Source organism: Lentzea alba, from assembly GCF_011067745.1.
GTDB classification, from domain to species: Bacteria; Actinomycetota; Actinomycetes; order Mycobacteriales; family Pseudonocardiaceae; genus Lentzea; species Lentzea alba.
The window spans coordinates 166,708-191,492 of the sequence record NZ_JAAMPJ010000009.1; the positions used below are offsets into that span (position 1 = coordinate 166,708).

Sequence of the window (24,785 nt, forward strand, 5' to 3'; positions counted from 1 at the left end):
CAACGCACGAATCGCATGCATACGACCAGCTCATATGCACTATCAGCGCTATCTAGATCGTTGACCGTTTCGTAAACGCTACCTACTTTTCGCAGGAAGTGAAGATCCGCATCCGAACAGGACACGAGCTGACATGACAACCGATCCCGTCCCGACCGGCCGTTCACTGGCTCCCGATCTCGCGCGCGGCCTGATGCTGTTGCTCATCGCGCTGGCGCATGCGCCGGGATTTCTGAGCTCCTGGCGGTCCGGGATGCCGTTGCTCGACGACGTCACGCTGTTCGTCAAGTCGCTGGTCGCCGACAACCAGGCGCGCGCGATGTTCGTGTTCCTGTTCGGCTACGGCCTGGGGCAACTCGCTCACCGGCACCACGCCCGCGGCGGCGACTGGCCGGGGCTGCGCGGGCTGTTGCGGCGCCGCAGCGTCTGGCTCGTCCTCATCGGGTTCGCGCACACCGTTCTGCTCGTACCGATCGACATCGTCTCCATCTACGGCCTCGCCCTGCTGCTGTTCACCCCGCTGGTGCGCGCCACGGACAAGACGCTCACCTGGACCGCCGCGTGCACGTTGGTGCCCGCGACGCTGCTGCTCGCCTGGCAGAGCGTGAACGCCCAACTCGGCCTCGAAGCCGGTGCACCGGTCACCTTCGCCGCGTTCATGGAACCCAGCTACGGCGCGCACGTGCTCGCCAACGTGACCAAGCCCGCGCAGGCGCTGCTGGGTGTCGTCATGGTGCTGCCCGGAATGCTGCTGGGGATCCGGGCCGCCCGCCGCCAGTTCCTGGACCGCCCTGCCGAGCACCGCACGACGTTGCGCCGCGCCGCCGTCGGACTGCTCGCCCTGGCGGTGCTCGGCCGGCTGCCCGCCGCGCTGCTGGCCGCCGGGGTGTGGCACAGCAACGCGATCGGCGTGCAGTGGGCAGTCGCCGTCGCGCACGACCTGACCGGGTTCGCGGGCGGCATCGGCCTGGCCGCGGCCGTCGGTCTGGCCGCCGCCCGCATCGGGGACAGGCCTGGACCGGTGACCACCGCTCTGGCCGCGCTGGGCCAGCGGTCTCTGACGTTCTACCTGTTCCAGTCCGTCGTGTGGCTGGCTTTGTTCTACCCGTTCACCCTCAACCTGAGCGACAACGTGAGTTTGGCCGGTAGCTACGGCATCGCCGCGGTGGTGTTCATCGTCTCGGTGCTGCTCGCCGAGTGGATGCGCCGCACCGGGCAGCGCGGACCCATGGAGGTCCTGCTGCGCCGGATGTCGTACCCGCGCGCCACCGCTCAGCCGGCCGCGTAGCCCTTCGTGGCGACGAGTTCGCGCACGGCCTGCGCGACGGCCGGGGAGTCGTTGCGCAGGATCTTGCTGTGGTTGCTCGGGACCTTCGCGCTCAACTGGACGTTGGGGTTGGCCGCGAGCACCTCGTCGAGCACCTTGCGGCCCTGTTCCATCTCCCCCGCCCGTGAACGGTCTTTCACAGCTGGAAGCGGTAGCCCATGCCGGGCTCGGTGATCAGGTGCTTGGGGTGCGCGGGATCGTGCTCCAGCTTGCGGCGCAACTGGGCCAGGTACACGCGCAGGTACTGGGTTTCGTTGACGTGCATCGGTCCCCACACCTCCTGCAGGAGCTGCTTCTGCGACACCAGACGGCCGGGATGGCGGGCGAGGATCTCCAGCAGTCCCCATTCCGTGGGCGTCAGGTGCACTTCGCGGTCCTCGCGGTGCACTCGCTTGTCCGCGAGGTCGACGGTGAAGGTCGACGTCCGCACGATCGGCTCGTCCACCACCTGCGTGGTCTTCCTGCGGACGGCGGCGCGCAGTCGCGCCAGCAACTCGTCCATGCCGAACGGTTTGGTCACGTAGTCGTCGGCGCCCGCGTCCAGCGCCTCCACCTTGGTCGAGGAGTCGGTGCGCGCGGACAGCACGATGATCGGCATCGACGACCAGCCGCGCAGGCCGGCGATGACGTCCACACCGTCGATGTCCGGCAGACCGAGGTCGAGGACCACCACGTCGGGTTTGCCTTCCACGGCCACGCTCAGTGCGGTCTTCCCGTCGAACGCGGTCAGCACGTCGTAGCCGCGGGCGCTGAGGTTGATCCGCAGTGCCCGGACGATCTGCGGCTCGTCGTCTACGACCAATACCGAAGTCATGCCCACGTCTCCTTGTGCGCGGGCAACGAGCCAGCCGCTTCTAGAGAAATGATGACTGTAAGGCCGCCGCCTGGCGTGTCCTCCGCGCTGATCTCACCGCCCATGGCTTCCGTGAATCCCTTGGCGACGCTCAACCCCAGGCCCACACCAGGTGTCGCGTCACGATCGCCCAGCCGCTGGAACGGCGTGAAGATCCGGTCCACCACCTTCTTGTGCAGACCGGGCCCGTGGTCGACGATCCGCAACTCGACGTGGTCACCGTGGGCGCTGGCGCGTACGGCGATCTCCGGTTCGTCGAGAGCGACGTGCCCGTCTCCGTCCACATCGACGCACCGTCGTGGCGACAATCGGCCGTGCCGCAAGGCGTTGTCGATGACGTTGGCCACCACGCGTTCGAGCAACCCGACATCGGCTCGCACGGGTGGCAGGTCCTCGTCGACGCTGACGGAGATCGTGTTGCGCTCGTCGACGCCGGACAACGCCCTGGCCACGACCTCGTAGTAGCCGACCGGGCGGATGATCGGTTCGACCGAGCCGGTCGCGAGGCGGGACGAGTCCAGCAGGTTGTCCACCAGGCCGTTGAGCCGGTCGGCGGACTCCTCAACAGTGGCCATCAGTTCTGCGGTGTCCTCTTCGGACAGTTTCAGCTCGGCGTCGCGCAGGCTGCCGATCGCGGCCTTGATGGACGTCAACGGGGTGCGCAGGTCGTGTCCCACCGCGGAGAGCAGGGCGGTGCGCAGTTCGGTCGTCTCGACCTTCCGTTGCGCGTCCAGGGTTTCCGCGGCCATGCGTTGTTGCCGCAACGCCATCAGCGCCTGGCCCGCGGCAGCCTCCAGCACCCGCTGGTCGCTCGCCGGCAGGGTGCGCCCGCGCAACGCCAGGTGGATGTCGGACGTGACGGCCACGTCGGCGTCCGCTTCGTCCGGCTCGTCACACGGCCGGGGGCCGACGCAGGACACGCGTTCCCAGCCGCCGCCCCGGCGCTCCAGCAGCGCCACCGACTCCAGGCCGAAGTTCTCCCTGATCTTCTCCAGCAACCGCGCCAGCGGATACGGGCTGGTCAGCACCGTGCGCGAGTAGGAGGCGAGCAGCGCGGCCTCGGTGCGGGCGCGGGCACCCTGCTCCCCCAGGCGTGCCGCGCGGTCCACCACCAACGCGACGATCATCGCCACGATCACCATGGCCGCCAAGGTGATCACGTTCTCCGGCGTGTTCACCGCGAGGCTGTGGTACGGCTCGGTGAAGTAGAAGTTCAGCAGCCCGGCGCCGAGGAAGGCCGAGACCAGCGCCGGGCCGAGGCCGCCGATCAGCGCCACGACACAGGTGGCGAGCAGGAATCCCACCAGATCGGTGGAGTAGGCGATGTCGTCGCGCCAGAACAGGCCCAGGACGGTGACGACCGCGGGCAGCACCGCCGACGCCGCCCAGCCCGCGAGCAGCCGGGCGCGGCCGAGCGCGTTGCGGCCGATCTTCCAGCGCAGGCCGCGGCGTGCGGCGTCGTGGGTGACCATGTGCACGTCGATCGGGCCCGAGTCGTGGATCACCGCGGCCCCGATGCCCTCGTCGAGCGCCCGCGCCAACCGGGAACGTCGTGACGTGCCGAGCACGAGCTGGGTGGCGTTGACACCGCGCGCGAACTCCAGCAACGCGGTCGGCACGTCGTCACCGACGACCGAGTGGAACGTCGCGCCGAGGTCCTCGGCGATCTTGCGGCACTTCGCCACGACCTCGGGTGACGCACCGGTGAGCCCGTCGCCCCGCATCACGTGCACCACCAGGAGTTCCGCGCCCGCGCGCAGAGCGATCCGCCGGGCGCGACGGATGAGCGTCTCGCTCTCCGGCCCGCCGGTGATCGCGGCGACGACCCGTTCGCGGGTCTCCCAGGTGTCGGTGATCCGCTGGTCGTGCCGGTAGCGCTGCAAGGCGACGTCGACCTGGTCGGCGACCCACAGCAACGCCAGTTCGCGCAGCGCCGTCAGGTTGCCGACCCGGAAGTAGTTGCCCAGCGCGGCATCGATCTTGTGTGCCGCGTAGACGTTGCCGTGCGCCAGGCGGCGCCTGAGCGCTTCCGGGGTGATGTCGACGAGCTCGACCTGTTCCGCACGGCGGACCACCTCGTCCGGCACAGTCTCCCGTTGCGTGACACCGGTGATCCGTTCCACCACGTCGTTGAGCGACTCGAGGTGCTGGACGTTGACCGTGGACAGGACGTCGATGCCGGCGTCGAGCAGTTCCTCGACGTCCTGCCAGCGCTTCTCGTTGCGCGAGCCGGGCACGTTGGTGTGCGCGAGCTCGTCGACCACCGCGACCTCGGGCGCGCGGGCCAGCAGGGCGTCGACGTCCATCTCGGTGAACTCGACGCCACGATGGTGAATCTCGTTGCGGGGCAGTATCTCCAGGCCATCGAGCAGCGTCTGGGTCTTCTGCCGTCCATGCGTCTCGACGAGGCCGACGACCACGTCGGTACCGCGTTCCCGGCGCCGGTGAGCCTCGCCGAGCACGGCGAAGGTCTTGCCGACCCCGGGAGCGGCACCGAGGTAGATGCGCAGCTCGCCGCGGCGCTTCTCAGCCGGCGTCGATGGCACGGTTCAACGCCGTCACGTTCACGGTCCTGGTGAACGTGCCGCCGGTGTTGGCGGCGACCAGTTCCCGCACCTTCTCCACGGACAGCCCGGACGCCCGCGCGACCCGCGGCACCTGGATCGCCGCGTACTCGGGGCTGATGTGCGGATCGACGCCGGACGCCGACGCGGTGACCGCGTCCTGCGGCACCTGGTCCTCCGACACGCCTTCGCGTTGTGCCACAGCCGTGCGGCGCTCGGCGACGACCTTGTCGTAGTCCTCGTTCAGCTCGCCCTTGTTCGAGCCGCCCGACGCGGGCAGCGTCGCCGCGGACGGGCGTGGCTGGAAGTACCTGTCGCCCTCGCGAACGACCGCCACCAGCGTGGTGTCGGTGGCCTCGGCGTTGCCGTGCAGGCCGGGGAGGCGGGACACGCCCCACACCGCCATCGGGTACAGCACGCCGCAGATCACCGTCAGGGCCAGCAGGATCCGCAGGCCCGCCCACGACTGCTTCGCAAAGTTGTCCATGTCAGTCGATCCCGGGGATGAGTCGCACGAGCAGGTCGATCAGCCAGATCCCGGCGAACGGCGTCACGATGCCGCCGAGGCCGTAGATCAGCAGGTTGCGCCGCAGCAACGCCGAAGCGCTGGACGGCCGGTACCGAACACCCTTCAAAGCCAACGGGATCAGCGCCACGATGATCAGCGCGTTGAAGATCACCGCCGACAGGATCGCCGACTGCGGTGTCGCCAGGCGCATGATGTTGAGCTGCCCCAGCGCGGGGTAGATCGCCGCGAACATCGCGGGCAGGATCGCGAAGTACTTCGCCAGGTCGTTGGCGACGCTGAAGGTCGTGAGCGCGCCACGGGTGATCAGCAGTTGCTTGCCGATCTCCACGATCTCGATGAGCTTGGTCGGGTCCGAGTCGAGGTCGACCATGTTGCCGGCCTCCTTCGCGGCCGACGTGCCGGTGTTCATCGCGACACCCACGTCCGACTGCGCCAACGCGGGCGCGTCGTTCGTGCCGTCACCGGTCATCGCGACCAGCCGCCCGCCCTCCTGTTCCTTGCGGATCAGTGCCATCTTGTCCTCGGGCTTGGCCTCGGCGAGGAAGTCGTCGACGCCCGCCTCGGCCGCGATCGCCTTGGCGGTCAACGGGTTGTCGCCTGTGACCATGACCGTGCGGATGCCCATCGCGCGCAGCTCGGCGAAGCGCGCCTTCATGCCGGGCTTCACGACGTCGGACAGTCGGATGACACCCAGCACCTCGTCGTTCTCGGCGACGACGAGCGGCGTGCCGCCGTCCTCGCTGATCTTGTCGACGATCGCCTGAACCTCGCCGGAGGTGGTGAACGCACTGGCGGCGCCCTTGCGGATGCTGCGGCCGTTCAGATCGATGCCGCTCATCCTGGTCTGCGCCGTGAACGACACGAACTCGCCGACCTTCTCCGCGTCCGTCGGTTCAGCCGACAGGCCGTACTTCTCGACGCACAGCTCGACGACGCTGCGGCCTTCAGGCGTGCCGTCGGCGAGGCTGGACAGACGGCAGGCCTCGGCCAGCACACGTTCGTCGGTGCCGTTGGCCGCGATGAACTCGGTCGCGCGCCGGTTGCCCCACGTGATCGTGCCGGTCTTGTCCAGCAGCAGCGTGTCGATGTCGCCGGCGGCCTCGACGGCCTTGCCGGAGGTGGCGAGCACGTTGCGCTGCACCAGCCGATCCATGCCCGCGATGCCGATCGCGGACAGCAGCGCGCCGATCGTCGTCGGGATCAGGCACACCAGCAGCGCGGTCAGCACGATCACCGACTGCTCGCCACCGGAATAGATCGCGAACGGCTGCAACGCCACGACCGCCAGCAGGAAGATGATCGTCAAGGTCGACAACAGGATCGTCAGCGCGATCTCGTTCGGCGTCTTCTGCCGCTCCGCGCCCTCGACCAACGCGATCATCCGGTCCACAAAGGACTCACCTGGCTTCGTCGTGATCCGCACGACGATCCGGTCGGACAACACCGTCGTGCCACCGGTGACGGCACACCGGTCGCCGCCGGACTCGCGGATCACCGGCGCCGACTCGCCCGTGATGGCCGACTCGTCGACCGTGGCGATGCCTTCGACGACGTCACCGTCGCCGGGGATGATCTCGCCCGCCTCCACGACCACCAGGTCGCCGATGCGCAACTCGGTGCCGGGAACCCGTTCCTCCGAGCCGTCCTCGGTGAGCCTGCGCGCGATCGCGTCCTTCTTGGTCCTGCGCAGCGAGTCGGCCTGCGCCTTGCCGCGGCCCTCGGCCACCGCCTCGGCGAGGTTCGCGAACAGCACGGTGAACCACAACCACAGCGCGACGGCGATGGAGAACACACTGGGGTCGGTCACGGCGAACACCGTGACCAGCAGCGAACCGACCCAGACGACGAACATGACCGGGTTGCGCAGCTGGTAGCGCGGGTCGAACTTGCGCAGCGCGTCCGGGAACGACGTGAGCAACTGCCGCGGGGTGAAGATGCCCGAACCGACCTGGTGGCCCAGGTTCTCGGCGTGGCGGTCGCGGATCTCCTCGGGAGTCCGCTGAAGTGTGCTGGTCACAGCAGTGCCTCCGCGATGGGACCGAGTGCGAGAGCGGGAACGAACGTCAGAGCGGCGACCAGCACGATGCTGCCGCCGAGCAGCGTCGCGAACAGCGGCCCGGTGGTGGGCAGCGTGCCCGCCGTGACCGGCACCTTCTTCTGCGCCGCAAGGGAACCCGCCAGTGCCAGCACGGCGATGATGGGGATGAACCGGCCGAACGCCATGCAGATCCCGAGCGAGGCCTGGAACCAGTCGTTGGTCACGGTGATGCCGGCGAACGCGGAGCCGTTGTTGTTCGACGCCGACGCGTAGGCGTAGAGGATCTCCGACAGACCGTGCGAGCCAGGATTGTTCAACGCCGCCTGCGTGCTCGGCAGGATCGCCGCGATGCCCGCGCCGATCAGCAACACGGTCGGCATCGCGAGGATCGACACCGCCGCCGCCGTGACCTCCTTGCGCCCCAGCTTCTTGCCCAGGTACTCCGGCGTGCGCCCGACCATCAGTCCCGCCAGGAACATCGCGATGATCGCCATCACCAGAATGCTGTAGAGGCCGGTGCCCACCCCGCCGGGCGTCATCTCGCCGAACAGCATGTTCAGCATGGTGCCGCCGCCACCGAGTCCGGTGAAGCTGTCGTGCAGCGAGTTGATCGCGCCGGTCGACGTGCCGGTCGTCGAGTTCGCGAACAGCGCGCTGGCCGGGATGCCGAAGCGCAGTTCCTTGCCCTCCAACGGACGCAGCCCGTTCGCCTCGGCCGCCCAGATCACCGCCAGCATCGCGCCCCAGATCAGGCCCATGACGCTGAGCAGCACGTAGCCCTGCTTCCTGTTCCCGACCAGCTGACCGAACGTGCGGGTCAGCGCGACCGGAATGACCAGCAGCAGGAAGATCTCGATCAGGTTCGACCACTCGTCGGGATTCTCGAACGGGTGCGCCGAGTTCGCGTTCAGCACACCGCCACCGTTGGTGCCGAGCTCCTTGATGGCCTCCTGCGAGGCGATCGGCGCGTTCGCCACGGTCTGTCCGTCAACGTCCACACCGGACTTGAGCGACATCGTGACGCCCAACGCGATCAACGCGATCGCGAAGAGGAACGCGAGCGGCAGCAGGATCCGGATCGTGCCGCGGACCAGGTCGACCCAGAAGTTGCCGAGCCGATCGGTCTGGCTCCGCACGAACCCCCGCACCAACGCCACCGCGACGGCGAGCCCCACCGCCGCGGACACGAAGTTCTGCACGGTCAGACCGACCATCTGGACCGTGTGGCCCATGACCGTCTCGGGGACGTACGACTGCCAGTTCGTGTTCGTCACGAAGCTGACGGCCGTGTTGAACGCCATGCCCGGCGGCACGTTGCCGCGACCGAAGTCGAACGGCAGCACCGACTGGATCCGTTGCAGGACGTAGAGCAGCACCACGCTGACGAACGAGAAGCCCAGCACGCCGTAGGCGTAGGTGCTCCACTTCTGCTCGGCGTCCGGGTTCACCCGGCCCAGCCGGTAGATCGCGAGCTCCAGCTTCGAGTGCTTCTCGGACCCGAACACGCGCGCCATGTAGTCGCCGAGCGGCCGGTAGGCCGCGGCCAAGGCCACGAGAAGGATGCCGACCTGCGCCAGGCCGGCCACCAGAGGTGACATCAGAACTTCTCCGGCCTGATGAGAGCGACGAACAGGTAGACGATCAGCAGCAACGCGAGCACGCCGCCGACGGCGTTCGCGAGCAGACCGGTGCCGCTCACAGCTTCTCCAGTCCGCGCACCGTCAGCGCGAGCACGAGGAACGCTCCGATGAGCAGCGACGCGTAGGCCAGATCGGCCATGACGCGCTCCCTTCCCGACAAATGGTCTTGACGGGCGATAGCGTGCATCACGGAAAGCACCAGATCAGGCGGCCTGACGGCACCTTGACACCCTCGGTGGCCGTCTTTACGCGTTCTTGATGGCCCGAGAGATCCGGGCCTCATTCCTTCGTGGCACGGCGGTGACGCTCAGCTGGAGTGGAAGACGAACCTGATCTCGATCGTGGTTCCGTCCGGGCCGGTGTGCATCCGGACGAGGTCGGCGACGTGGTTCACCATGAGCAGCCCGCGACCGGACGTCCGATGGGGTTCTCGCGGGGTGCGTCCGACGAGCGGGTCGGTGATGTGCCCGCGGTCGCTGACCTGGCAGACGAGCTCCGGGCCGTCCGCCCAGAGGTGCATGGTGCCGGTACCGCCACCGTGCTCGATGCTGTTGCTCGCCAGCTCCGTGACGGCCATCAGGAGGTCGTCGAGCCGGTCCGGTGGGAAACCGATGCGATGACCGCACTCCGCCGTCAGCCACCGCACCGTCCGGAGGCTGCCGGGTTGCACCGTCATCTGCTGGGCCGTGAGCGGTGGCACGGCCAGTGGCAGGTTGTAGGAGTCGACGATGCGATCGGGCGCGTAGCCGTCGCTCGCCCGCTGCCCGCTGGAGTCGATCAGGATCGGGTGGGTGGCGACCGCGTCCCGCAGGGCCTGCTCGCTGAGCCCGGCCGTGTCGTAGGGGCACAGGATCGACACTTCACGGCCGGTGAACGCGTGGTTGATCAAGGCCTCGTGCTGGACGCACGCCGGATACTCCGTGTCGGTGCGAGTCGGCCAGATCGGTTCGCCGATGATGCGCACGCGGCGTCCGGGGTGCTTGTCCGCGAACGCCCGCAGCACACCTGGGATGATCCGCCCCGGGTTGCGTCCGACCTCGGTCATGTCGAAGAACTGGACGCGGTCTTGCGCATCGCCGAGCTCGGCGCGCAACAGGCGCAGCTTCGCCCCCGGCACGGACACCGCCACCGGCTCCCCCGCCTCCAGGCCCTCGGTGATGAACCCGACGGTGCCCGCCAGGTACTCGGCGTCGTCCCGGTAGAACAACGCCGGGTGGACGAACGGGTCTTCCAGCTGAGTTGCCGCGGTTCTCATCGATGCCTGCGCTCATTTCACGTGGATGTGCCTGGAAGGGTCATTGCCCACCTCCAGACTTACCCTCGTCCAGCGGGATTCACGCCTTGCGGCCGACCGCCGCGAGTCCGCTGAACCGCTCCGGGTGTTCGTCGACGTCGTCGAGCGAGACCGGCCTCCACAGCGGCAGGAACACCACACCCGGCTCGACCACGTCGAAGCCCTCGAACAGAGCGGTGACCTGAGGCTTTGTCCGCATGGTCATCGGGGTCGGGGTGCGGCGGTAGAGGTCCTGGTGCTCGCCCGCCTGCTCCGGCTGGCCGTCCTGGCTCGCGTGGGAGACGGCCAGGAAGCTGCCGGGTGCCATGACCTCGCGATATCCGGCGACGATGGCCGCCGGGTCGTCGCTGTCGGACACGAAGTGCAGCACCGCGACCATCATGACCGCGATCGGCTCGTCGAAGTTCAGCAGCGAGTGGACTTCCGGGCTGTCCAGAACCTGTTCCGGTTTGCGCAGGTCCGCCTGCACGGCGGCGGTCAGCGGGTTCTCCGCGAGGATGCTGCGGCTGTAGGCGACGGCGACGGGATCGCTGTCCACGTAGACGACCCGCGCGTCGGGCGCCGCCGCCTGGGCGACCTCGTGCACGTTGCCCGCCGTCGGAATGCCGGAGCCGAGGTCGAGGAACTGGCGGATGCCGGCGTCGACGCAGAACCGCACGGCGCGGCGCAGGAACGCCCTGTTCGCCTGCATGATCAGCGGCAGGTCCGGCCACAGCCCGATCGCCTGTTCGGCCATCTCCCGGTCCACCGCGAAGTTGTGCGCCCCGCCGAGGTAGTAGTCGTACACCCTCGCCGCGCTGGGCCGGGTCAGGTCGACTTCGTCCGCCATGCTCGTTCCATCCCCGTCGACGTCCGTTCGGCGAGACGCTACCGGTACCGGCGCGGCGGGCGAGTGGTGGTCGCCCGCCGAGCCGGAACCTGAGAACCGCGGCAAAGTCCCGTCAGGTCATCCGCCTGGCTGCAGATGGCGTCTGCAAGTACCGCCAACCCAACATCAACAAGCACTTCGCTACTACCAACTGGCCCTGCCGATCCCACCGCGCCCGGCTCAGCATGTTCGGCAACTACCGAACATGTTGGGTGCAGTCAGCGGCGATTTGATCAAGGGTTGGTAGTACTTGCAGACGCCCCACCAGCAGAAACGACTTTTGCCGGGGCCCTGAGCCGGGTGCCTGAGCGCGGTGAGTCACTCCTCGAACGCGAAGTCGCCGCCGTCGTCCTCGAAGACCTCCTCGACGACCTCGCCGAGGACCATGCCGCCGACGACACCCGCCGCGCCCGCCGCGACCACGCCACCGATGCCAGGACCGCTGCGGTGGTGGCCGTGGTGCCCGTGCTGGCCGTAACCCTGGTGCCCGTAGCCGGGCTGACCGCCGAACGCCGGGTTGTAGCCCGCGTGGCCGCGCTGGGCGACCTGCGAGAGCCAGCCGTTGATCGCGGACGCCCAGTCGGTGGCCTGCGCTTCCTGGTGCGACGCGCGGAAGTGACCGAACGCGTCACCACCGGAGGAGAACATGCCGCCGCGCTTGTCGGCTTCGAGGATCACGTACAGCTCGTGCGGGTTCGCCACGAGCGTCAGCTCGACCTGCGAGACCTGGCCCGCGAACTGGCCGGGCGGGAAGAACTCGATCTCCTGGTAGAAGCCGAGCTCCTGCGGCACGCCGTGCAGACGGCCCGCCTCGACGTCCGCGCTGCGGAACGAGAAACCGAGCTGCCCGAAGGCGTCCAGCACCGCGTCCTGCGACGGCAGCGGGTGCACCAGGACCGGGTCGAGGTCGCCCTTGTCCGGGGCGCCCGCGATCACGAGCTCGGTGCGCACGCCCACGGTCATGCCGGGCAGCTGGCCGCCGCCGACCGCGGTGATCGGCGTCTCCCACGGCATCGGCAGCTGGAACGGGATCGAGACGAGCTGACCGGCGGGAACGCGCACGCCCTGCTGCACGACCAGGCGGAAGAACTCCGACACACCACCGAACTCGTGGTCGCCGTGCTCGACCTCGACGCGGGTGACGAGCGACAGCACGACCTGGCCGATCTCGGCGTCCGCACTGCCGCCCTGGATGCGCACCTGGCCGGTGATCACCTGGCCGGGCGCGGCGTGCGGTGAGTCCAGCACGGTGTCGACGGACGGTCCGCCGACGCCGAACGCGCTGAGCATCCGCTTGAACAAGTCTCCTCCTGCGGGGACTGGGTGTGAATTAGATCTGGCGCACCGCAACGCGCGGTGCGTCGGTCTCGTCGTCGAAGTCGCCGATGAGCTCTTCGAGCAGGTCTTCCAGTGCCGCGATACCGACGACGCGCTCGCTGTCGGACACGAGCGCGAGTTGGGCGCGGTCGGCCTTCATCGCGGTGACGGCGGCGGCGACCGGCATCGAAACGGACAACGTGAGCACCGGGCCCATGAGTTCCCGCGCGGTCGGGTCGTTGCCGGCGGCGGTGGCGCGCATGGCTTCCCGGATGTGCACCAGACCGACGAACTCGCCGCGCAGGTTCGTCACCGGGAACCGCGACCGTCCACACCGGAGGCTGCGACGCTCGATCGCGCGGGCCTTCGTGTGCTCGGTGACGGTCGAGGTCTCCCCGATCGGCACCATGACCTCGCGCAGCGTCGTCTTCTGCACCTGCAGCATGCGGGTCAGCAGCCGTTGCTGGTTCTCGGGGATGAGCCCGTGCTCGGCGGACTGCCGCACCAGCAGGCGCAGGTCCTCCGGCCGGTGGGCCTGAGCCAGCTCGTCCTGCGGCTCCACCTTCATCAACCGCAGCAGGCCGTTCGTCGTCCGGTTGAGTCCACTGAGGACCCAGCGGACCGAGTGCGCGAACGCCCGGAACGGCAGTGCCAGCAGCAGGGCGGACCGCTCGGGGTGCGAGATCGCCCACGACTTCGGCGCCATCTCACCCACGACCATGTGCAGGAACACCACCAGCACCAGGCTGATCGCGAACGCGATGCCGTACGCGACACCGTCCGGCAGGCCCGCCGCCGTCAGCAGCGGGTCGAGCAGGTCGGCGACGGCGGGCTTGGCGAGCGCGCCGAGCCCGAGCGTGCACAGCGTGATGCCGAGCTGGGCACCCGCGAGCATCAGCGACAGCTCACGCACACCGGCAACAGCGGCTCGTGCGGCGCGCGACGTCTCGGCCTCCTGCTCCAGCCGGTGCCGCTTGGACGCGATCAACGCGAACTCGGCGGCGACGAAGAAGGCGTTGAGCGCCAACAGAACGAAGGAGATCGCGAGAGACGTTCCGGTGCTCATCGGGCCTCCTCCGGAACTCGTGACGTCAGGACCACGCTTTCCGGCACGTTGCGCGCCACGGCGGTGACCAGCACCGTCACGGCACCCAGCTCGATCTCGTCACCGACCTCGGCGGTGCGGCCCAGCTGGTGCAGCACCAGGCCGGAGACGGTGTCGTAGGCGTCATCCAGCGGTAGCGCGACGCCGGTCGTGTCCTCGACCTCGTCGAGCCGCATGCGTCCGGGCACCTGCCACCTGGTGTCGTCGAGACGTTCGATCGCGTCCTCGATCAGGTCGTCCTCGTCGTGGATCTCGCCGACGAGCTCCTCCGCGAGGTCTTCCAGCGAGACGATCCCGGCGAAGCCGCCGAACTCGTCCAGCACGCACGCGAGCTGGCGGCGTTCGGTGCGCAGCCGTTCCAGCACGGCCGGGAGCGGCAGCGTCGACGGCACCACGAGCGCGGGCGAGGCGATGTCGCCGATCGGCGTGACAGGCCGCTGTTCCGGGGTGAGGGTCAGGACCTCGGCCAGGCCGACCACGCCCCGGATGTCGTCCAGGTCGTTGCCCACCACGGGAAAGCGCGAGTGGCCGGTGTCCAGCAGCTCCACCACCCGTGCGGCGGGCTCGTCGAACCGCACCGAGTGCACGTTCACGCGCGGCGTCATCGCCTGCTCGGCCGCCAGCTCGCGGAAGCCGAGACCGCGGTCGAGCAGCTGGGCCAACTCCGGGTCGAGGTGACCCTGCTCCCCCGCGTCGCCGACGATCTGCTTGAGGTCCTCCGGCGTCGCGCCTTGCGGCAGCTCCTCCACCGGCTCGATCCCGATGGCGCGCAACAGCTTGTTCGCCGCCGCGTCGAACAACCGGATCACCGGTCCCGCGATCTTGAGGTAGACCAGCGTCGACGAGCTCAGCCACTTGGCGAGCGGTTCGGGCTCGGCGATCGCGAGGTTCTTCGGCAGCAGCTCGCCCAGCACCATCTGCACGACGGTCGCGAAGATCAGCGCCACGGCCATCGACAGCGGCACGCCGACGGACTCGGGCAGTCCGAGCAGGTTCACGAGGCCCGTGCCGAGCAGCGGTTCGGCCACGTAACCGACGAGCAGCGCCGTCACCGTGATGCCGAACTGGGCGCCGGACAACATGAACGAGAGCTTCTGCGTCACGCGGTAGGCACGTGCGGCGGCCTTGTCGCCGGCCTCGGCCATCTGCTGCAGCCGACCGCGGTCGACCGCCATGTACGCGAACTCCTGGGCCACGAAATAGCCGGTGGCGGCGGTGAGCGCCACGATCGCCAGCAGGCCGGAGAGGATCAACATGCCGCACCCGCGTCGAGCAGGACAGCGTTGAGAACGTTCAGCCGGGCTCGCCCCGGCGTACTACTGCAGCCGTCTACGTCGGCTTCTTCAGGCATGACCCAACACTAGCACGTGGCACTGTATGGTTATCGGGAGGAGGTGCACGTGAGCGAAGCGTTGCTCAAGATCGGCGAACTGGCCGCGCGAGCGGGCGTCAGCATCCGCACCGTCGACTACTACACGACGCTCGGCCTGATCAGCCCCGCACAGCGCACCGCCTCGAACTACCGCCTCTACTCCGCCGCCGACGTGGACCGGATCCACCTGGTTCAACGTCTGGAAGTCCACGGTGTTCCCCTGGAAGAGATTTCCACGGCGTTGAGCACCCGAGCGTCCGACGTCACAGCGATCCTGGACCGCATCGACACCGACCTGCAGACGCTGCAGACGGCCGCGGAGGGCGCCGCACCGGAGATGCAGGGGCTGCTCGCGATCATCGCGACGCGGGTGCACTCGTTGATCACCATCGCGCTGCAGATCCCGCCGGACACGATGCTGCCGTAGCGCGCCCACACCGGTTCGGTTCCCTCGCTCGAAGGGGTGCAGCCGTCGAAGGCGGCCTGGCCGTACCATTCGCGGTGAGCGCGTTGAGCCTGCAGCGCCGCGAACTCGTTCTCGGCGAAAGGCGACGCGACATGGACGACCTCAACACGGTGACCGGGCGCAGACACGCGCACTCCGCCGACGCGGACCGGCAGGACCCGGTGGAGCGCCTGGACGAGGCGACCGCCGCACTCGCGATGCTGCGCGACGGGTTCTCCGCCGAGGAACCTCTCGACGAAGTGCTGCAGCGACTGGCCGAGACCGCGACCAGAGCGATCCAGGACGCCGACGCCGTCACCATCACGGTCAGCCCCGCGCAACCGAGAACCGCCGCCGCCAGCGACAACACCCTCATCGAGGTCGACGAGAAGCAGTACGGCGCCAACCGCGGCCCCTGCCTGGAGGCCGCCCGCACCCTCCACGCCGTCCGCGCGGTCGTCGGCGAGAACAAGGACACCTGGCCGGAGTTCGAGACCGCCGCGGACCAACACGGGGTACGCGCCTACCTGTCCGTCCCCATCGTGCTCCCGGCCTCGGACCACAACGACGCCACCCACATGGGATCACTCAACATCTACAGCTACACCGCGACCGCCTTCGACCCGTTCGACGAAAGCGTCATGCGGCTGTTCACCACCGCCGCCAGCGCCGCGATCACCAACGCCCACCAGTGGCAACGCTCCCGCGAGCACATCAAGCACCTCGAAACCGCGCTGACCTCACGAGCGGTGATCGAACAAGCCAAGGGCGTTCTCATGGCCGTGCACTCCTGCACGGCCGACGAAGCCTTCACCATGCTCGTCCAGCGCTCCCAGCACGAGAACGTCAAGCTCCGCGACGTCGCGAAGACCCTGCTCGACAACGCCACCCAGCGTTGAGGCCTTGTCCTCCTCGGGCGCGATCACGACCCGCTGTGTCCTGCCCCTGGACACGCGGGCACGAACTGCTGGCCGCAGACCAAGGTCGGTTCGATCCGGAGGTAGGCCTTCGGGTCACCGTCCAGCCAACGAGACAGCGCCGGGTCGTGAGCGAAGCTTTCGTCGCACACGCTGGTCGCCTCGTGGGCCTCGCTGGTGATGGTCACGCTCCACGCCGACAGCGGATCGTCGACCTCGACGGCGGTCACCGAGCCGATCACGTGCGTGAGGTGCTCGACGGCGCCGAAGTCCAGCGCCAGCACCATCGTCCGGCCGCACAGCACGAACGGCAGCACCCGCACCGCGGGCAGCGCGGACCTGGTGTAGAGCAGCCGCGCGAGACCGCTCTGCGGCAACAGCGACCACGCGTCGTCATCCTCGATCAGGACGACGCGGCCTTCGAAAGCCACCGGACACCAGCCTCGTCGTATCGATCCGAATGGCCACCATGCTCCGAAGCCGTGCCGCGGTACAGAGCACAAGGTCCCGCAGCTCGACGTCACGGTGCGGGCTCGGCTTCGTGGTCCCGCAGCCAGGGGACACGCCAGCTCACGAGCGTCCCGCCGGCCGGATCCGCGGCTGCGGACAGCACACCGCCGAGGTTCGCGGCACGCCAGGCGAGATCCACCAGCACGCCCTGGCCCGCGACGGTGGCGGACGGGGGTCCGTCGTCGCGCACTTCGACGCTGAGCACGTCGGTCATCTCGACGGTCACCACGAGCTCGGTGGCCTGGGCGTGCCGCACCACGTTGCCGACGGTCGCGCGTATCACCGCCTCGGCCTCCGCGGTCAGTTCCGGTTGTGCCCAGGTGTCCACGCACCCGGACATGCCCACGGTCAGCGTGATGTCGGTGCCCTGCACCAGTTCGTTGGCGGCGTGCAGGAGCCGCTGCCGCAACGTGGGTTCCGAATGTGTCGGGTGGAGGTCGAACACCGCTTCTCGCAGGCGCCGCACCGTCTCGTCGAGCTGATTGATCGCCGCGTGCATCCGGGCCCGCACGTGCGCCTGGGGGGTCAACCCGATCATTCCCTGCAGGCTCATCCCCACACCGACGAGCCGGTGGACGACGTCGTGGTAGAGACGCTGCGCGATGCGGGCGCGATCGTCCACCACGTCCGACCACCGCCGGGCCTCGTGCGCCTCCGCGACGTCGATCGCGACGGCGGCGTCGTCGGCGAGCGTGATCAGGTCGGCGACCTGACGGGTGGTGAACCGGGCGGCCCCGCTGTCGCGCACGGCGAGCAGCACACCCAGAACGCGAGATCCGACTCGGACCGGCACCGCCGCCGCCGGACCGAGCGAGCAGTCCGGCACCCGCAGATGATCACAGAAGTCGTCCAGCAGCACCGGCACTCCGGTGGACAGAACGTCGGCGACGCAGGAGCTCTCGATCGCGGGCCGCAACAGCTCCAGCTCCTCCGTTCCCACTCGCGTGCAGGCCCTGAACCGTTGCGTGCTCCACGCGGTGCGCAGGATCAACACGTGCGAGGCGAACAGCTCCCCCGCCCGCCGAGCGAGCAGGTTCCACGCGTCATCGGCACATCGTGTGGTCATCAGCGTCGTGCCGAACTCCGACACGAAGGCCACACCGGCGCGGTCGAGACGGTCGCGCCGGAGGAACAACCCGACCTGGGCCGCACCTCCGAGTGCCCCGAACACCAGGCACAGCAGGAGATCACGCAGGTCGGCCGCGCGAAGTCGATGTGCCTGCCGCGTGAGGTCGTCGGCGAGCGCTTGCTGGGCCATCCGCAGTTCGTCGATCACTGTCGTCATGACCGCCCACCACCTGCTCGCGTCCACGGGACGCTGTAGTCGTGCGCCCGCGTCGGCGAGAGCGACCTGCTCGTAACCGGCGGCCTCGCGCGCGTTCGGCGAGTCCAGCGCGGCACGGAGGCGGGCCCGCTGATCCTCCGTCGCCATCCGCTCGAAATCCGCGAGCCGATCCTGCTTGATGGCCCGGACCGCGGCGAAGCGCCAGTGCTCCTGCGCCGTGAACTCGCCGGCCGCGAACACCCCGCCCAGCAATCCCCTTTCCTGGGCGGTGGATTCCTTCAGCAACGCCAGCTTCTCCAGCGCTCGCAAACCCTCGTGCAGCGCGGGATCGCCGACCCGGTCCACACCGGTGATCCGCTGACTGAGCAACGCGATCCGATCGGTGTAGTCCTCGAACTCCGCCGTCGGCGGTGCTTGTCCGGCCTCGGCAGCGTGAAGTATCGCTCTACCGCGTTCCTGTTGCAGCTCGTGGATCTGCCGCTGGACGTTCTGCACGTCGGCCACCGCGCGGATCGCCGTGTCAGCACCCTGGTAGCCCATCGCCTTCTCGGCCATCGCCACCACGACCACCGCGACCGTGGTGGCGAGCGCCACCACCAGCACAGCTCCCCGGCGCGTCCGGTTCAGGCGCGGCGGCACCCGGCTACCAGCCCCACGTCGACTCCGTTCTCCGCAGCCCGAGCCAACGGTGGCCCCACCCGCGATCAGCGACAAGGCTGCGAACGAGTGATCCGACGCCGACCGCGGTTGAGCCATCCCAGCGACTCGACCGCCGGGCTTGCCCTTCAGCCGGCTTCGGGTGACGGCACCGCGTCCCGAGGGCCCGGCGCGTGGCCGGGCCCTCGGTGTCTCGTCAGATCACGGTGTGAATGTTGGTGATTTTGTGCCGGCATTCGAACCGCTGCGTCGACGAACCGTCGATCACCCACTGCCCGCGGTGGATGTCGCGCTGATTGTCGCAATTCGCGTACACGTCCGAGAACACGTAGCGGCCGCCGGTGCTCGTGCAGGTGATGTTGCCGACGGTGTGCCACATCTTTTTGGTGCAGGTGACCGATGCGGCATTCGCGACGGCCGGGAAGGTGATCGAAGCGGCGAGCACGGCCGCTCCGAGTAGAACCGCTGCCTTCATGACGACTCCTCGGTTGGAGTGAACAGGACGGCACCGAGGATGCGCACAACCCGATCGGGCGGACCAGCCGTTTGGGGCCTTCAGGTTGTCGGGGAAATGTCCCCGACAACTCCTACACTGCGTGATCGATCGGGCACTCAGTGGAGGCGATGTGAACACCAGCGGACCCGCGTCGGTCGCGGAGTTCGGGGCGGCGCTGCGCGAGTTGCGCGGGCGCAAGACGCAACAGAACATCGCGGACCACGCCCAGCGCAACCACTTCTACCTGCACAGACCTGATCTGTCGGCGATCGAGCGCGGTCATCGGCTGCCCACCGCGAACGAGCTGCGCGCGATCTTGCAGGCGTGCGACCGGGCGGATCTGGTCGACGAGTTCATCGGCGCGCGGGAACGGCTCGCGAACCCCGTGCCGGCCAGCAGGACGATCCGGCCGTGGAGGTGGGTCGCGGTGGTGGCGGCGGTCGCTGTGGTCACCGCTGGAGTCTGGTTCGTGGCCTCGCCCGGGGAAACGACCGCTGTTCACGACCAGCCCGTCGTGATCCGGGCCGGCGATTCCGGGCTGCGACTGACCGTGGTGGAGGATCCCGGCTGGAAAGGCGCGCACACCGTGTTGAGGGAATCACCGTCACGGGAACTCGGAATGTGGCGAATCGCCGATCCGCACAAGTCCGATCCGAACTTCTTCCAGGTGCGCGCGGTGGGGCGGCCGCGGGCGTGTCTGGAAGCGTTCCAGCAAAGCATCGCCGAACAGTCGTACGTCGTCCAATGGGAATGCAACGGCGGCGAAAACCAGTTCTGGCGATTCGAACAGGATTCGGGGGCGCTGCGGATCGTCAACATGCGCAGCCGGTTGTGCGTGGGGGCGCCGGGACCGGAGCTCCACGACGGCGTGCGGATGGTCCAGCGTGACTGCGACGACGCCCCGGGGTGGCTGACCGTGCCGGAGTAGCCTGGCGTGGTTGACGAAGGCAGAGCATCGGGGGGTGTTCGTCATGGGAATCGGGCAGTTTCTGCGAGGACTGGTCAGCCGACGTCCGAGAACGCTGATGCCCGCGACTGCCGGAACGCGCAAATGCGACTGCTGCAACGTCGCTTTGCCCGCCGGGCCGGCGTATCAGCTCACCACCAGCGAGGTCGTGCGTTCCGAGGCCTACTGGGTGTCCGCGTTCACCTCGTTCAAGCGCATCAACGACGGCATTCAGCTGAGCGAACAGCAAGAACTCCAGTGGTTCTCGGACTTCGTGCATTCCATGGCCGGTCAGTCCACGGCGTGGGGAATCTGCGAGGACTGCAGCGAGCTTTTCGTCGTGGACCGTCACGAGGCACGTGCCCACGCGCGTGACGGAACCTCGCCCGACGGGTGCGGGCCTGTCGACACCCGCGGGTGCGTGCATTGGGCGGCGCAGGCCTGGGAACAGGTCTTCGGTCGCTGGCCCGCGTCGGTGACCCAATGGGCCGTCGTCGACTCCTGCGACCAGTGCCGCAAGAAGATGTACGTGAACGAGTCGTACCTCGTGGTGCCGAAGGCGAAGATGGCGCACTATCGCGAAACCGGTCTGGTGGACCACGATCCGGTGCGTCCGCTGCGCCTGCAGGACGAGCAGCCGGGCTGGCGTTTCTGCGTGTCGTGCATGGCGCGGTTGTTCGCCCGGATCGACCGGCACGAGGTGCGCGGAGGGGCATGAACGACCGGGGCCGCGCAGTGGCGGTGGATCACGCGCTGGACGTGGCCGCGGCGTTGTTCGAGCACTACCAGGCGACGGGTGACCTCGGTGCCCTGAACGCCGCGATCACCGGGTTGCGGGTGGTGGCGGAGCAGGTCCCTCCCGGTGCCGCTGAGCGGGCGGGGGTGCTCAACCACCTCCAGGTCGTCCTGGGCGCGGCGTACCAGCGGACCGGCGAGCCGCGGTTGCTGGTCGAAGCGGTGGACCTGGCACGCGAGGTGGTGGCCGTGCTCCCGGCGGGCCATCCTCGCCGGCCGGTGATCCTGTCCAACCTGGGCTCGCAGTTGATGGCGCTGTTCGACCTGGACGGGACCCCGGCCGTGCTCGACGAGGCGGTGGCGGTCAACCGGGAAGCGCTGGCCGAAACGCCGGCCGGCGACGCCGTGCGGGCCACGGTGCTCAACAACCTCGGCCTCGTGCTGCGCCGGACGGCCGTGCGGACGGCCGACGTCGCAGTCGCGGCCGAGGCGGTGCAGGTCGCGCGGCAGGCGGTCGCTTCCGTTGCCGCGGACCACCCGAAACGCGCCATGTACCTGAGCAACCTGGGAGCCGCGCTGCGGTGCGCCGGGGAGCTCGGCGGGGATCGCGCGACGCTGGCAGAGGCGGTCGCGGTGAGCCGGGACGCGGTCGCCGCCACACCGATCGGGCACCCGGCGCGGGCGGGCCGGCTGGCCACCCTCGCGATCGAGTTGCACACGGTGTTCGACCTGAACGACGACCTGGCCACGCTGGCCGAGGCGGCTCGGACAGGGCGGGAGGCCGCGGTGATCATGCCGGTCGACCACCCCGACCGGAGGCACGTGCTGGATCACCTCGCCCACGTGCTCGGACTGCTGGCTGACCGGACCGACGAGCTGACAGTGCTGGTCGAGGCGGTGGAGGTGACCCGCGAACTCCTGGCGGTCACCCCCTCCGACGCTCCCGAGCGAGTCGAGCGCCTCACCGATCTCGCGGACCGGCTGTGGACCTTGTCCGAGCGGACCGGCGACTCTCACGTGCTCCAGGAGCGGGTCGAGGTCGAGCGCGCTCTGCTGGCGGCCATCGGCGGCGACGAGTCCGGCCGGGCCCCCCGGACGTCCCGGCTCGGGTGTCCCTGGTCCAGCTGTTCGACCACACCGGCGACCTGGCCGCGATCAGCGAGGCGATCTCCTTGGGGCGCACCGCACTCGCTCACGCCGACCGGGCGCAGTACCCAGGCATCGCGCACAACCTCGTCCAGGCGCTCGTGTCCTCGGCCGTCGAGACCGCGGACGCCACGACAGCGGCCGAAGCGGTCGCACTGGCTCGTCAGCTGGCCGAGGCGGCGGAGGGCGACACGAAGCGGGCGGAGGGCCTGTACAGCCTGGCCATGGCGCTGAAGTCCTGCTCCCCTCTGCTGGGTGATCCGGCGTCGCTCAGCGAGGCGATCCGGTGCGCGCGGGAGGCCGTCGCCGCCACGCCACCGGATCATCGTCTGAGCCACGTCCGGTCCAACGGCCTCGCCAGTGCCCTGGTCCAGTTGTTCGAACACTCCGGCGAGCACGCGGTGATCCGCGAGGCGATGGAGGTCGCTCGCGACGCGGTGGCCCTGGCCCGGGCCGCGGGCCGCGCGGCCACGAACGCGGCGAGCATCACCCTGACCGGTGCCCTGATCCGGCTGTTCGAGCGCACCAACGACGTTTCGGCGCTCACCGAGGCGGTCGACATCGCGCGAGACGCTTCCGCTTCGTGCGAGGGTGTCCTGTCCCGAGCCGTCCTGCTGACCAACCTCGCCGGGGGATTGCTGCTGCTGCACCGGGCGACCGGGAACGAGGCGCTGGTCGCCGAGGCGGTGGACGTCGCACGGGAGGCCGTCGCGGTCTCCCCGCCCGGCACGGCCAGCCGGCACCGGGCCACCAACAACCTGCTGGCCGCGCTGGACCGGTCGTTCGACGAAACGGGCGAGGTCGGCACGTTGCTGGAGGTGGTCCGGCTCGGCCGGGAGGTGGCGGCCACCCCGGCCGCGGAGCAGGACCGCGTCACGGCGGCGGAGTACCTGGGCACCGCCCTGATGGCGTTGTTCCGCCATCGCGGTGACACGGCGATCCTGACCGAGGCACGGGACTGCTTCGCACGCGCCGCCGCGTCTTCGGCGGCTCCGGTCGCGATGCGGGTGCGACTGTTCCGCAGACTGGCCAACGCCGCCATGCACGCCGAGGCGGCCGGTGCCGCGCTCGACGCCGTCGAGGCGGCCGTGGAACTGGTGCCGCAGCTGACACCGCGGGCCTTGGCGCACACCGACCGCGAGCACGGCGTCGGCATCATCGCGGGGCTGGCGTCCCAGGCTGCCGCCATCGCTGTCGCGGCCGGCGAACCCGCACGAGCCGTGGAACTGCTGGAGCAGACCAGGGGGCTGCTGCTGGGTCAGGTGCTCGACGACCGCGGCGACCTCACCGAACTGCGCCGGGCCCGGCCGGATCTGGCCGACGAGTTCGAGAGCCTGCGCGACCAGATCGCGGCCGCGGACGCCGACTCGGACCCGCCGTTGGGCGCCCCGGCGCGGATGCCGCACCGGCCTCCACTGGAGCTCGGCGAGCGACGCAGGCAGCTGTCCGAACGATGGGCGGCACTCGTCACGCGCATCCGCGCCACGCCGGGGTTCGACGCCTTCCTGCGCCCACCCCCGGTCGACCGGCTGCGCGCCCAGGCCGCGGACGGTCCGATCGTGATGGTGCACGCGGACTCCTGGGGTGCCGGTGCGCTGATCCTGACCGGCGATACGGGGACCCCGGTCCGGGTGGTGCCGCTGCCCGATCTCACCCCGCGGGGCGCCGCACGCCAGGTGGAGCGGCTGCGTGCCGCCCACGCCGCGGCCTTCGGCGAGCGCGCGGGCCGGGCTCGCGGCCACCGTGCGGTCCACGACGTGCTCGCCTGGCTGTGGGACGTGGTCTGCGCGCCGGTTCTCGATTCGCTGGGCTGCACCGGTGAGCCGCGCGGACGGATCCGGTGGTGTCCGGCTGGTGTGCTGGCGGCCCTGCCCCTGCACGCGGCGGGTCACCACCTCGACCGGCCGGAGACGGGTGCGCCGCGAACCGTTCTGGACCGCGCCGTGTCCTCCTACGTCGTCACCGTCCGGGCCCTGGAACACCTGCGCGGTCAGCGCGATCCGCTCCCGTCGCCGTCGGGATCCGCCGTGGTCGTCGCCATGCCCGCCACTCCCAGGGCACCGGAGCTGCCCGGTGCGAAGGCCGAAACGGCGGTGCTCGCCAGGCTGCTCGACTCACCAACGGTTCTGGCCGGGGCACAAGCGACCCGCGAGTCCGTAGGTGCCGCACTGCCGCACTATCGCGTCGCCCACTTCGCGTGCCACGGCCTGCACGTGCCCGACGCGCCGGCGAGCAGCCGCTTGCTGTTGCACGACCACGCCGTCGCGCCGTTCACCGTCACCGCCGTCGCGCAACTGGATCTGACCGGCACCGAACTGGCCTACCTGTCCGCGTGCAGCACCACTCTGGGTGGCGACTGGCTCGCCGACGAAGCCCTGCACCTGACCGCGGCGATCCACCACGCCGGCTACCGGCACGTGATCGGAACCCTGTGGCCGATCAGCGATGCCCACGCGACCCGGATCACCGAGGAGTTCTACACGCGGCTCACCGGGAACGGCGCGCATCCGCCGCGGCCGGAGCTCGCCGCCGACGCACTCGCCGACGCGATCCGGTGCCTGCGTGACGACCACCCCGCGCTGCCCGCGGTCTGGGCAGCACACGTGCACTTCGGGCCGTGAGAGCAACCGAGCACACGTCGACCTGTTGTCGGGAAAGCGCTGTCCTGAAACAGTCCACACGGGACTGATCACAGCCTGCTGACCTGCGCTCCACGGTCCGTGAAGTAGATCCATACCTGA

Annotated in this window: 23 protein-coding genes; 7 read left to right on the forward strand and 16 right to left on the reverse strand. The window is 69.4% G+C overall.

Features of this window, described 5'->3' with window-relative positions:
- The first annotated feature begins 133 nt into the window (after positions 1-133).
- On the forward strand, positions 134-1,288 hold the full coding sequence (locus tag G7043_RS30205; protein WP_166051356.1) for a DUF418 domain-containing protein: 1,155 nt from the start codon (positions 134-136) through the stop codon (positions 1,286-1,288).
- On the opposite strand, the gene G7043_RS30210 is transcribed toward G7043_RS30205, so the two are convergent.
- The 13 genes from G7043_RS30210 to G7043_RS30265 form a co-directional block, all read right to left on the reverse strand.
- Positions 1,273-1,467 carry a hypothetical protein gene (locus G7043_RS30210; protein WP_166051358.1) on the reverse strand — a complete coding sequence of 65 codons (195 nt, stop codon included), beginning with the start codon at positions 1,465-1,467 and terminating at the stop codon, positions 1,273-1,275. The two genes, G7043_RS30205 and G7043_RS30210, sit on opposite strands and share 16 nt — an antisense overlap.
- Entirely contained in the window at positions 1,464-2,141 is a 678-nt protein-coding gene (locus G7043_RS30215; RefSeq protein WP_166051360.1) for a response regulator, read from the reverse strand. Before G7043_RS30215 ends, G7043_RS30210 begins: the two co-directional genes overlap by 4 nt.
- Entirely contained in the window at positions 2,138-4,726 is a 2,589-nt protein-coding gene (locus tag G7043_RS30220) for a sensor histidine kinase (RefSeq protein ID WP_166051362.1), read from the reverse strand. The genes G7043_RS30215 and G7043_RS30220 overlap by 4 nt, the downstream gene beginning before the upstream one ends.
- Entirely contained in the window at positions 4,707-5,231 is a 525-nt protein-coding gene (locus G7043_RS30225; protein WP_166051364.1) for a potassium-transporting ATPase subunit C, read from the reverse strand. Before G7043_RS30225 ends, G7043_RS30220 begins: the two co-directional genes overlap by 20 nt.
- A 1-nt stretch (position 5,232) precedes the next feature.
- Positions 5,233-7,290 (reverse strand): potassium-transporting ATPase subunit KdpB, encoded by a 2,058-nt coding sequence (gene kdpB, locus G7043_RS30230; protein ID WP_166051366.1) that lies wholly within the window; start codon positions 7,288-7,290, stop codon positions 5,233-5,235.
- Positions 7,287-8,909 (reverse strand): potassium-transporting ATPase subunit KdpA, encoded by a 1,623-nt coding sequence (gene kdpA / locus G7043_RS30235; RefSeq protein ID WP_166051368.1) that lies wholly within the window; start codon positions 8,907-8,909, stop codon positions 7,287-7,289. The genes kdpB and kdpA overlap by 4 nt, the downstream gene beginning before the upstream one ends.
- Positions 8,909-9,010, reverse strand: coding sequence for a K(+)-transporting ATPase subunit F (gene kdpF, locus G7043_RS30240; protein ID WP_166051370.1), 102 nt, complete (start codon positions 9,008-9,010; stop codon positions 8,909-8,911). Before kdpF ends, kdpA begins: the two co-directional genes overlap by 1 nt.
- Positions 9,007-9,141 (reverse strand): hypothetical protein, encoded by a 135-nt coding sequence (locus G7043_RS49565; RefSeq protein WP_278185906.1) that lies wholly within the window; start codon positions 9,139-9,141, stop codon positions 9,007-9,009. Before G7043_RS49565 ends, kdpF begins: the two co-directional genes overlap by 4 nt.
- Before the next feature lie 117 nt (positions 9,142-9,258).
- The gene (locus tag G7043_RS30245; protein WP_166051372.1) at positions 9,259-10,206 is read right to left on the reverse strand and encodes a sensor histidine kinase; all 948 of its coding nucleotides are present in this window, start codon (positions 10,204-10,206) and stop codon (positions 9,259-9,261) included.
- A gap of 79 nt (positions 10,207-10,285) precedes the next feature.
- Entirely contained in the window at positions 10,286-11,074 is a 789-nt protein-coding gene (locus G7043_RS30250; protein WP_166051374.1) for an SAM-dependent methyltransferase, read from the reverse strand.
- A gap of 357 nt (positions 11,075-11,431) precedes the next feature.
- On the reverse strand, positions 11,432-12,415 hold the full coding sequence (locus tag G7043_RS30255) for a sporulation protein (protein ID WP_166051376.1): 984 nt from the start codon (positions 12,413-12,415) through the stop codon (positions 11,432-11,434).
- A gap of 28 nt (positions 12,416-12,443) precedes the next feature.
- Positions 12,444-13,496, reverse strand: a complete 1,053-nt coding sequence (locus G7043_RS30260) for a hemolysin family protein (RefSeq protein WP_166051378.1) — start codon at positions 13,494-13,496, stop codon at positions 12,444-12,446.
- Positions 13,493-14,791, reverse strand: a complete 1,299-nt coding sequence (locus G7043_RS30265; RefSeq protein WP_166051380.1) for a hemolysin family protein — start codon at positions 14,789-14,791, stop codon at positions 13,493-13,495. Before G7043_RS30265 ends, G7043_RS30260 begins: the two co-directional genes overlap by 4 nt.
- 144 nt (positions 14,792-14,935) lie before the next feature.
- Between G7043_RS30265 and G7043_RS30270 the strand changes: the two genes are divergently transcribed.
- Complete coding sequence (locus G7043_RS30270) at positions 14,936-15,334, forward strand: MerR family transcriptional regulator (protein WP_166051382.1); 399 nt, start codon at positions 14,936-14,938, stop codon at positions 15,332-15,334.
- A gap of 74 nt (positions 15,335-15,408) precedes the next feature.
- On the forward strand, positions 15,409-16,251 hold the full coding sequence (locus G7043_RS30275; RefSeq protein ID WP_313888153.1) for a GAF and ANTAR domain-containing protein: 843 nt from the start codon (positions 15,409-15,411) through the stop codon (positions 16,249-16,251).
- Between the two features lie 23 nt (positions 16,252-16,274).
- On the opposite strand, the gene G7043_RS30280 is transcribed toward G7043_RS30275, so the two are convergent.
- From G7043_RS30280 to G7043_RS30290, 3 genes are all read right to left on the reverse strand, one after another.
- On the reverse strand, positions 16,275-16,700 hold the full coding sequence (locus G7043_RS30280; protein WP_166051385.1) for a pyridoxamine 5'-phosphate oxidase family protein: 426 nt from the start codon (positions 16,698-16,700) through the stop codon (positions 16,275-16,277).
- Between the two features lie 89 nt (positions 16,701-16,789).
- Positions 16,790-18,703, reverse strand: coding sequence for a nitrate- and nitrite sensing domain-containing protein (locus G7043_RS30285; RefSeq protein ID WP_166051387.1), 1,914 nt, complete (start codon positions 18,701-18,703; stop codon positions 16,790-16,792).
- Positions 18,704-18,917: 214 nt separating this feature from the next.
- Positions 18,918-19,166 carry a hypothetical protein gene (locus tag G7043_RS30290; RefSeq protein ID WP_166051389.1) on the reverse strand — a complete coding sequence of 83 codons (249 nt, stop codon included), beginning with the start codon at positions 19,164-19,166 and terminating at the stop codon, positions 18,918-18,920.
- A 181-nt stretch (positions 19,167-19,347) separates the two neighbouring features.
- Here G7043_RS30290 and G7043_RS30295 point away from each other — a divergent pair, with 181 nt between their 5' ends.
- The 4 genes from G7043_RS30295 (at position 19,348) to G7043_RS48685 (ending at position 24,665) form a co-directional block, all read left to right on the forward strand.
- On the forward strand, positions 19,348-20,145 hold the full coding sequence (locus G7043_RS30295) for an RICIN domain-containing protein (protein ID WP_166051391.1): 798 nt from the start codon (positions 19,348-19,350) through the stop codon (positions 20,143-20,145).
- Between the two features lie 43 nt (positions 20,146-20,188).
- Positions 20,189-20,881: a hypothetical protein gene (locus tag G7043_RS30300; RefSeq protein WP_166051393.1), complete on the forward strand. Its 693-nt coding sequence runs from the start codon at positions 20,189-20,191 to the stop codon at positions 20,879-20,881.
- Positions 20,878-22,278: a tetratricopeptide repeat protein gene (locus G7043_RS48680; protein ID WP_166051395.1), complete on the forward strand. Its 1,401-nt coding sequence runs from the start codon at positions 20,878-20,880 to the stop codon at positions 22,276-22,278. Before G7043_RS30300 ends, G7043_RS48680 begins: the two co-directional genes overlap by 4 nt.
- Before the next feature lie 1,328 nt (positions 22,279-23,606).
- Positions 23,607-24,665: a CHAT domain-containing protein gene (locus G7043_RS48685; RefSeq protein ID WP_242642871.1), complete on the forward strand. Its 1,059-nt coding sequence runs from the start codon at positions 23,607-23,609 to the stop codon at positions 24,663-24,665.
- Positions 24,666-24,785: the final 120 nt, after the last annotated feature.

Bases quoted from the DNA above. Each gene is read 5' to 3' on its own strand.
- G7043_RS30205 (WP_166051356.1), top strand. From the start codon at position 134: ATGACAACCGATCCCGTCCCGACCGGCCGTTCACTGGCTCCCGATCTC.
- G7043_RS30215 (WP_166051360.1), bottom strand. From the start codon at position 2,141: ATGACTTCGGTATTGGTCGTAGACGACGAGCCGCAGATCGTCCGGGCA.
- G7043_RS30225 (WP_166051364.1), bottom strand. From the start codon at position 5,231: ATGGACAACTTTGCGAAGCAGTCGTGGGCGGGCCTGCGGATCCTGCTG.
- kdpA (WP_166051368.1), bottom strand. From the start codon at position 8,909: ATGTCACCTCTGGTGGCCGGCCTGGCGCAGGTCGGCATCCTTCTCGTG.
- G7043_RS30245 (WP_166051372.1), bottom strand. From the start codon at position 10,206: ATGAGAACCGCGGCAACTCAGCTGGAAGACCCGTTCGTCCACCCGGCG.
- G7043_RS30250 (WP_166051374.1), bottom strand. From the start codon at position 11,074: ATGGCGGACGAAGTCGACCTGACCCGGCCCAGCGCGGCGAGGGTGTAC.
- G7043_RS30260 (WP_166051378.1), bottom strand. From the start codon at position 13,496: ATGAGCACCGGAACGTCTCTCGCGATCTCCTTCGTTCTGTTGGCGCTC.
- G7043_RS30265 (WP_166051380.1), bottom strand. From the start codon at position 14,791: ATGTTGATCCTCTCCGGCCTGCTGGCGATCGTGGCGCTCACCGCCGCC.
- G7043_RS30300 (WP_166051393.1), top strand. From the start codon at position 20,189: ATGGGAATCGGGCAGTTTCTGCGAGGACTGGTCAGCCGACGTCCGAGA.
- G7043_RS48680 (WP_166051395.1), top strand. From the start codon at position 20,878: ATGAACGACCGGGGCCGCGCAGTGGCGGTGGATCACGCGCTGGACGTG.
- G7043_RS48685 (WP_242642871.1), top strand. From the start codon at position 23,607: ATGGTGCACGCGGACTCCTGGGGTGCCGGTGCGCTGATCCTGACCGGC.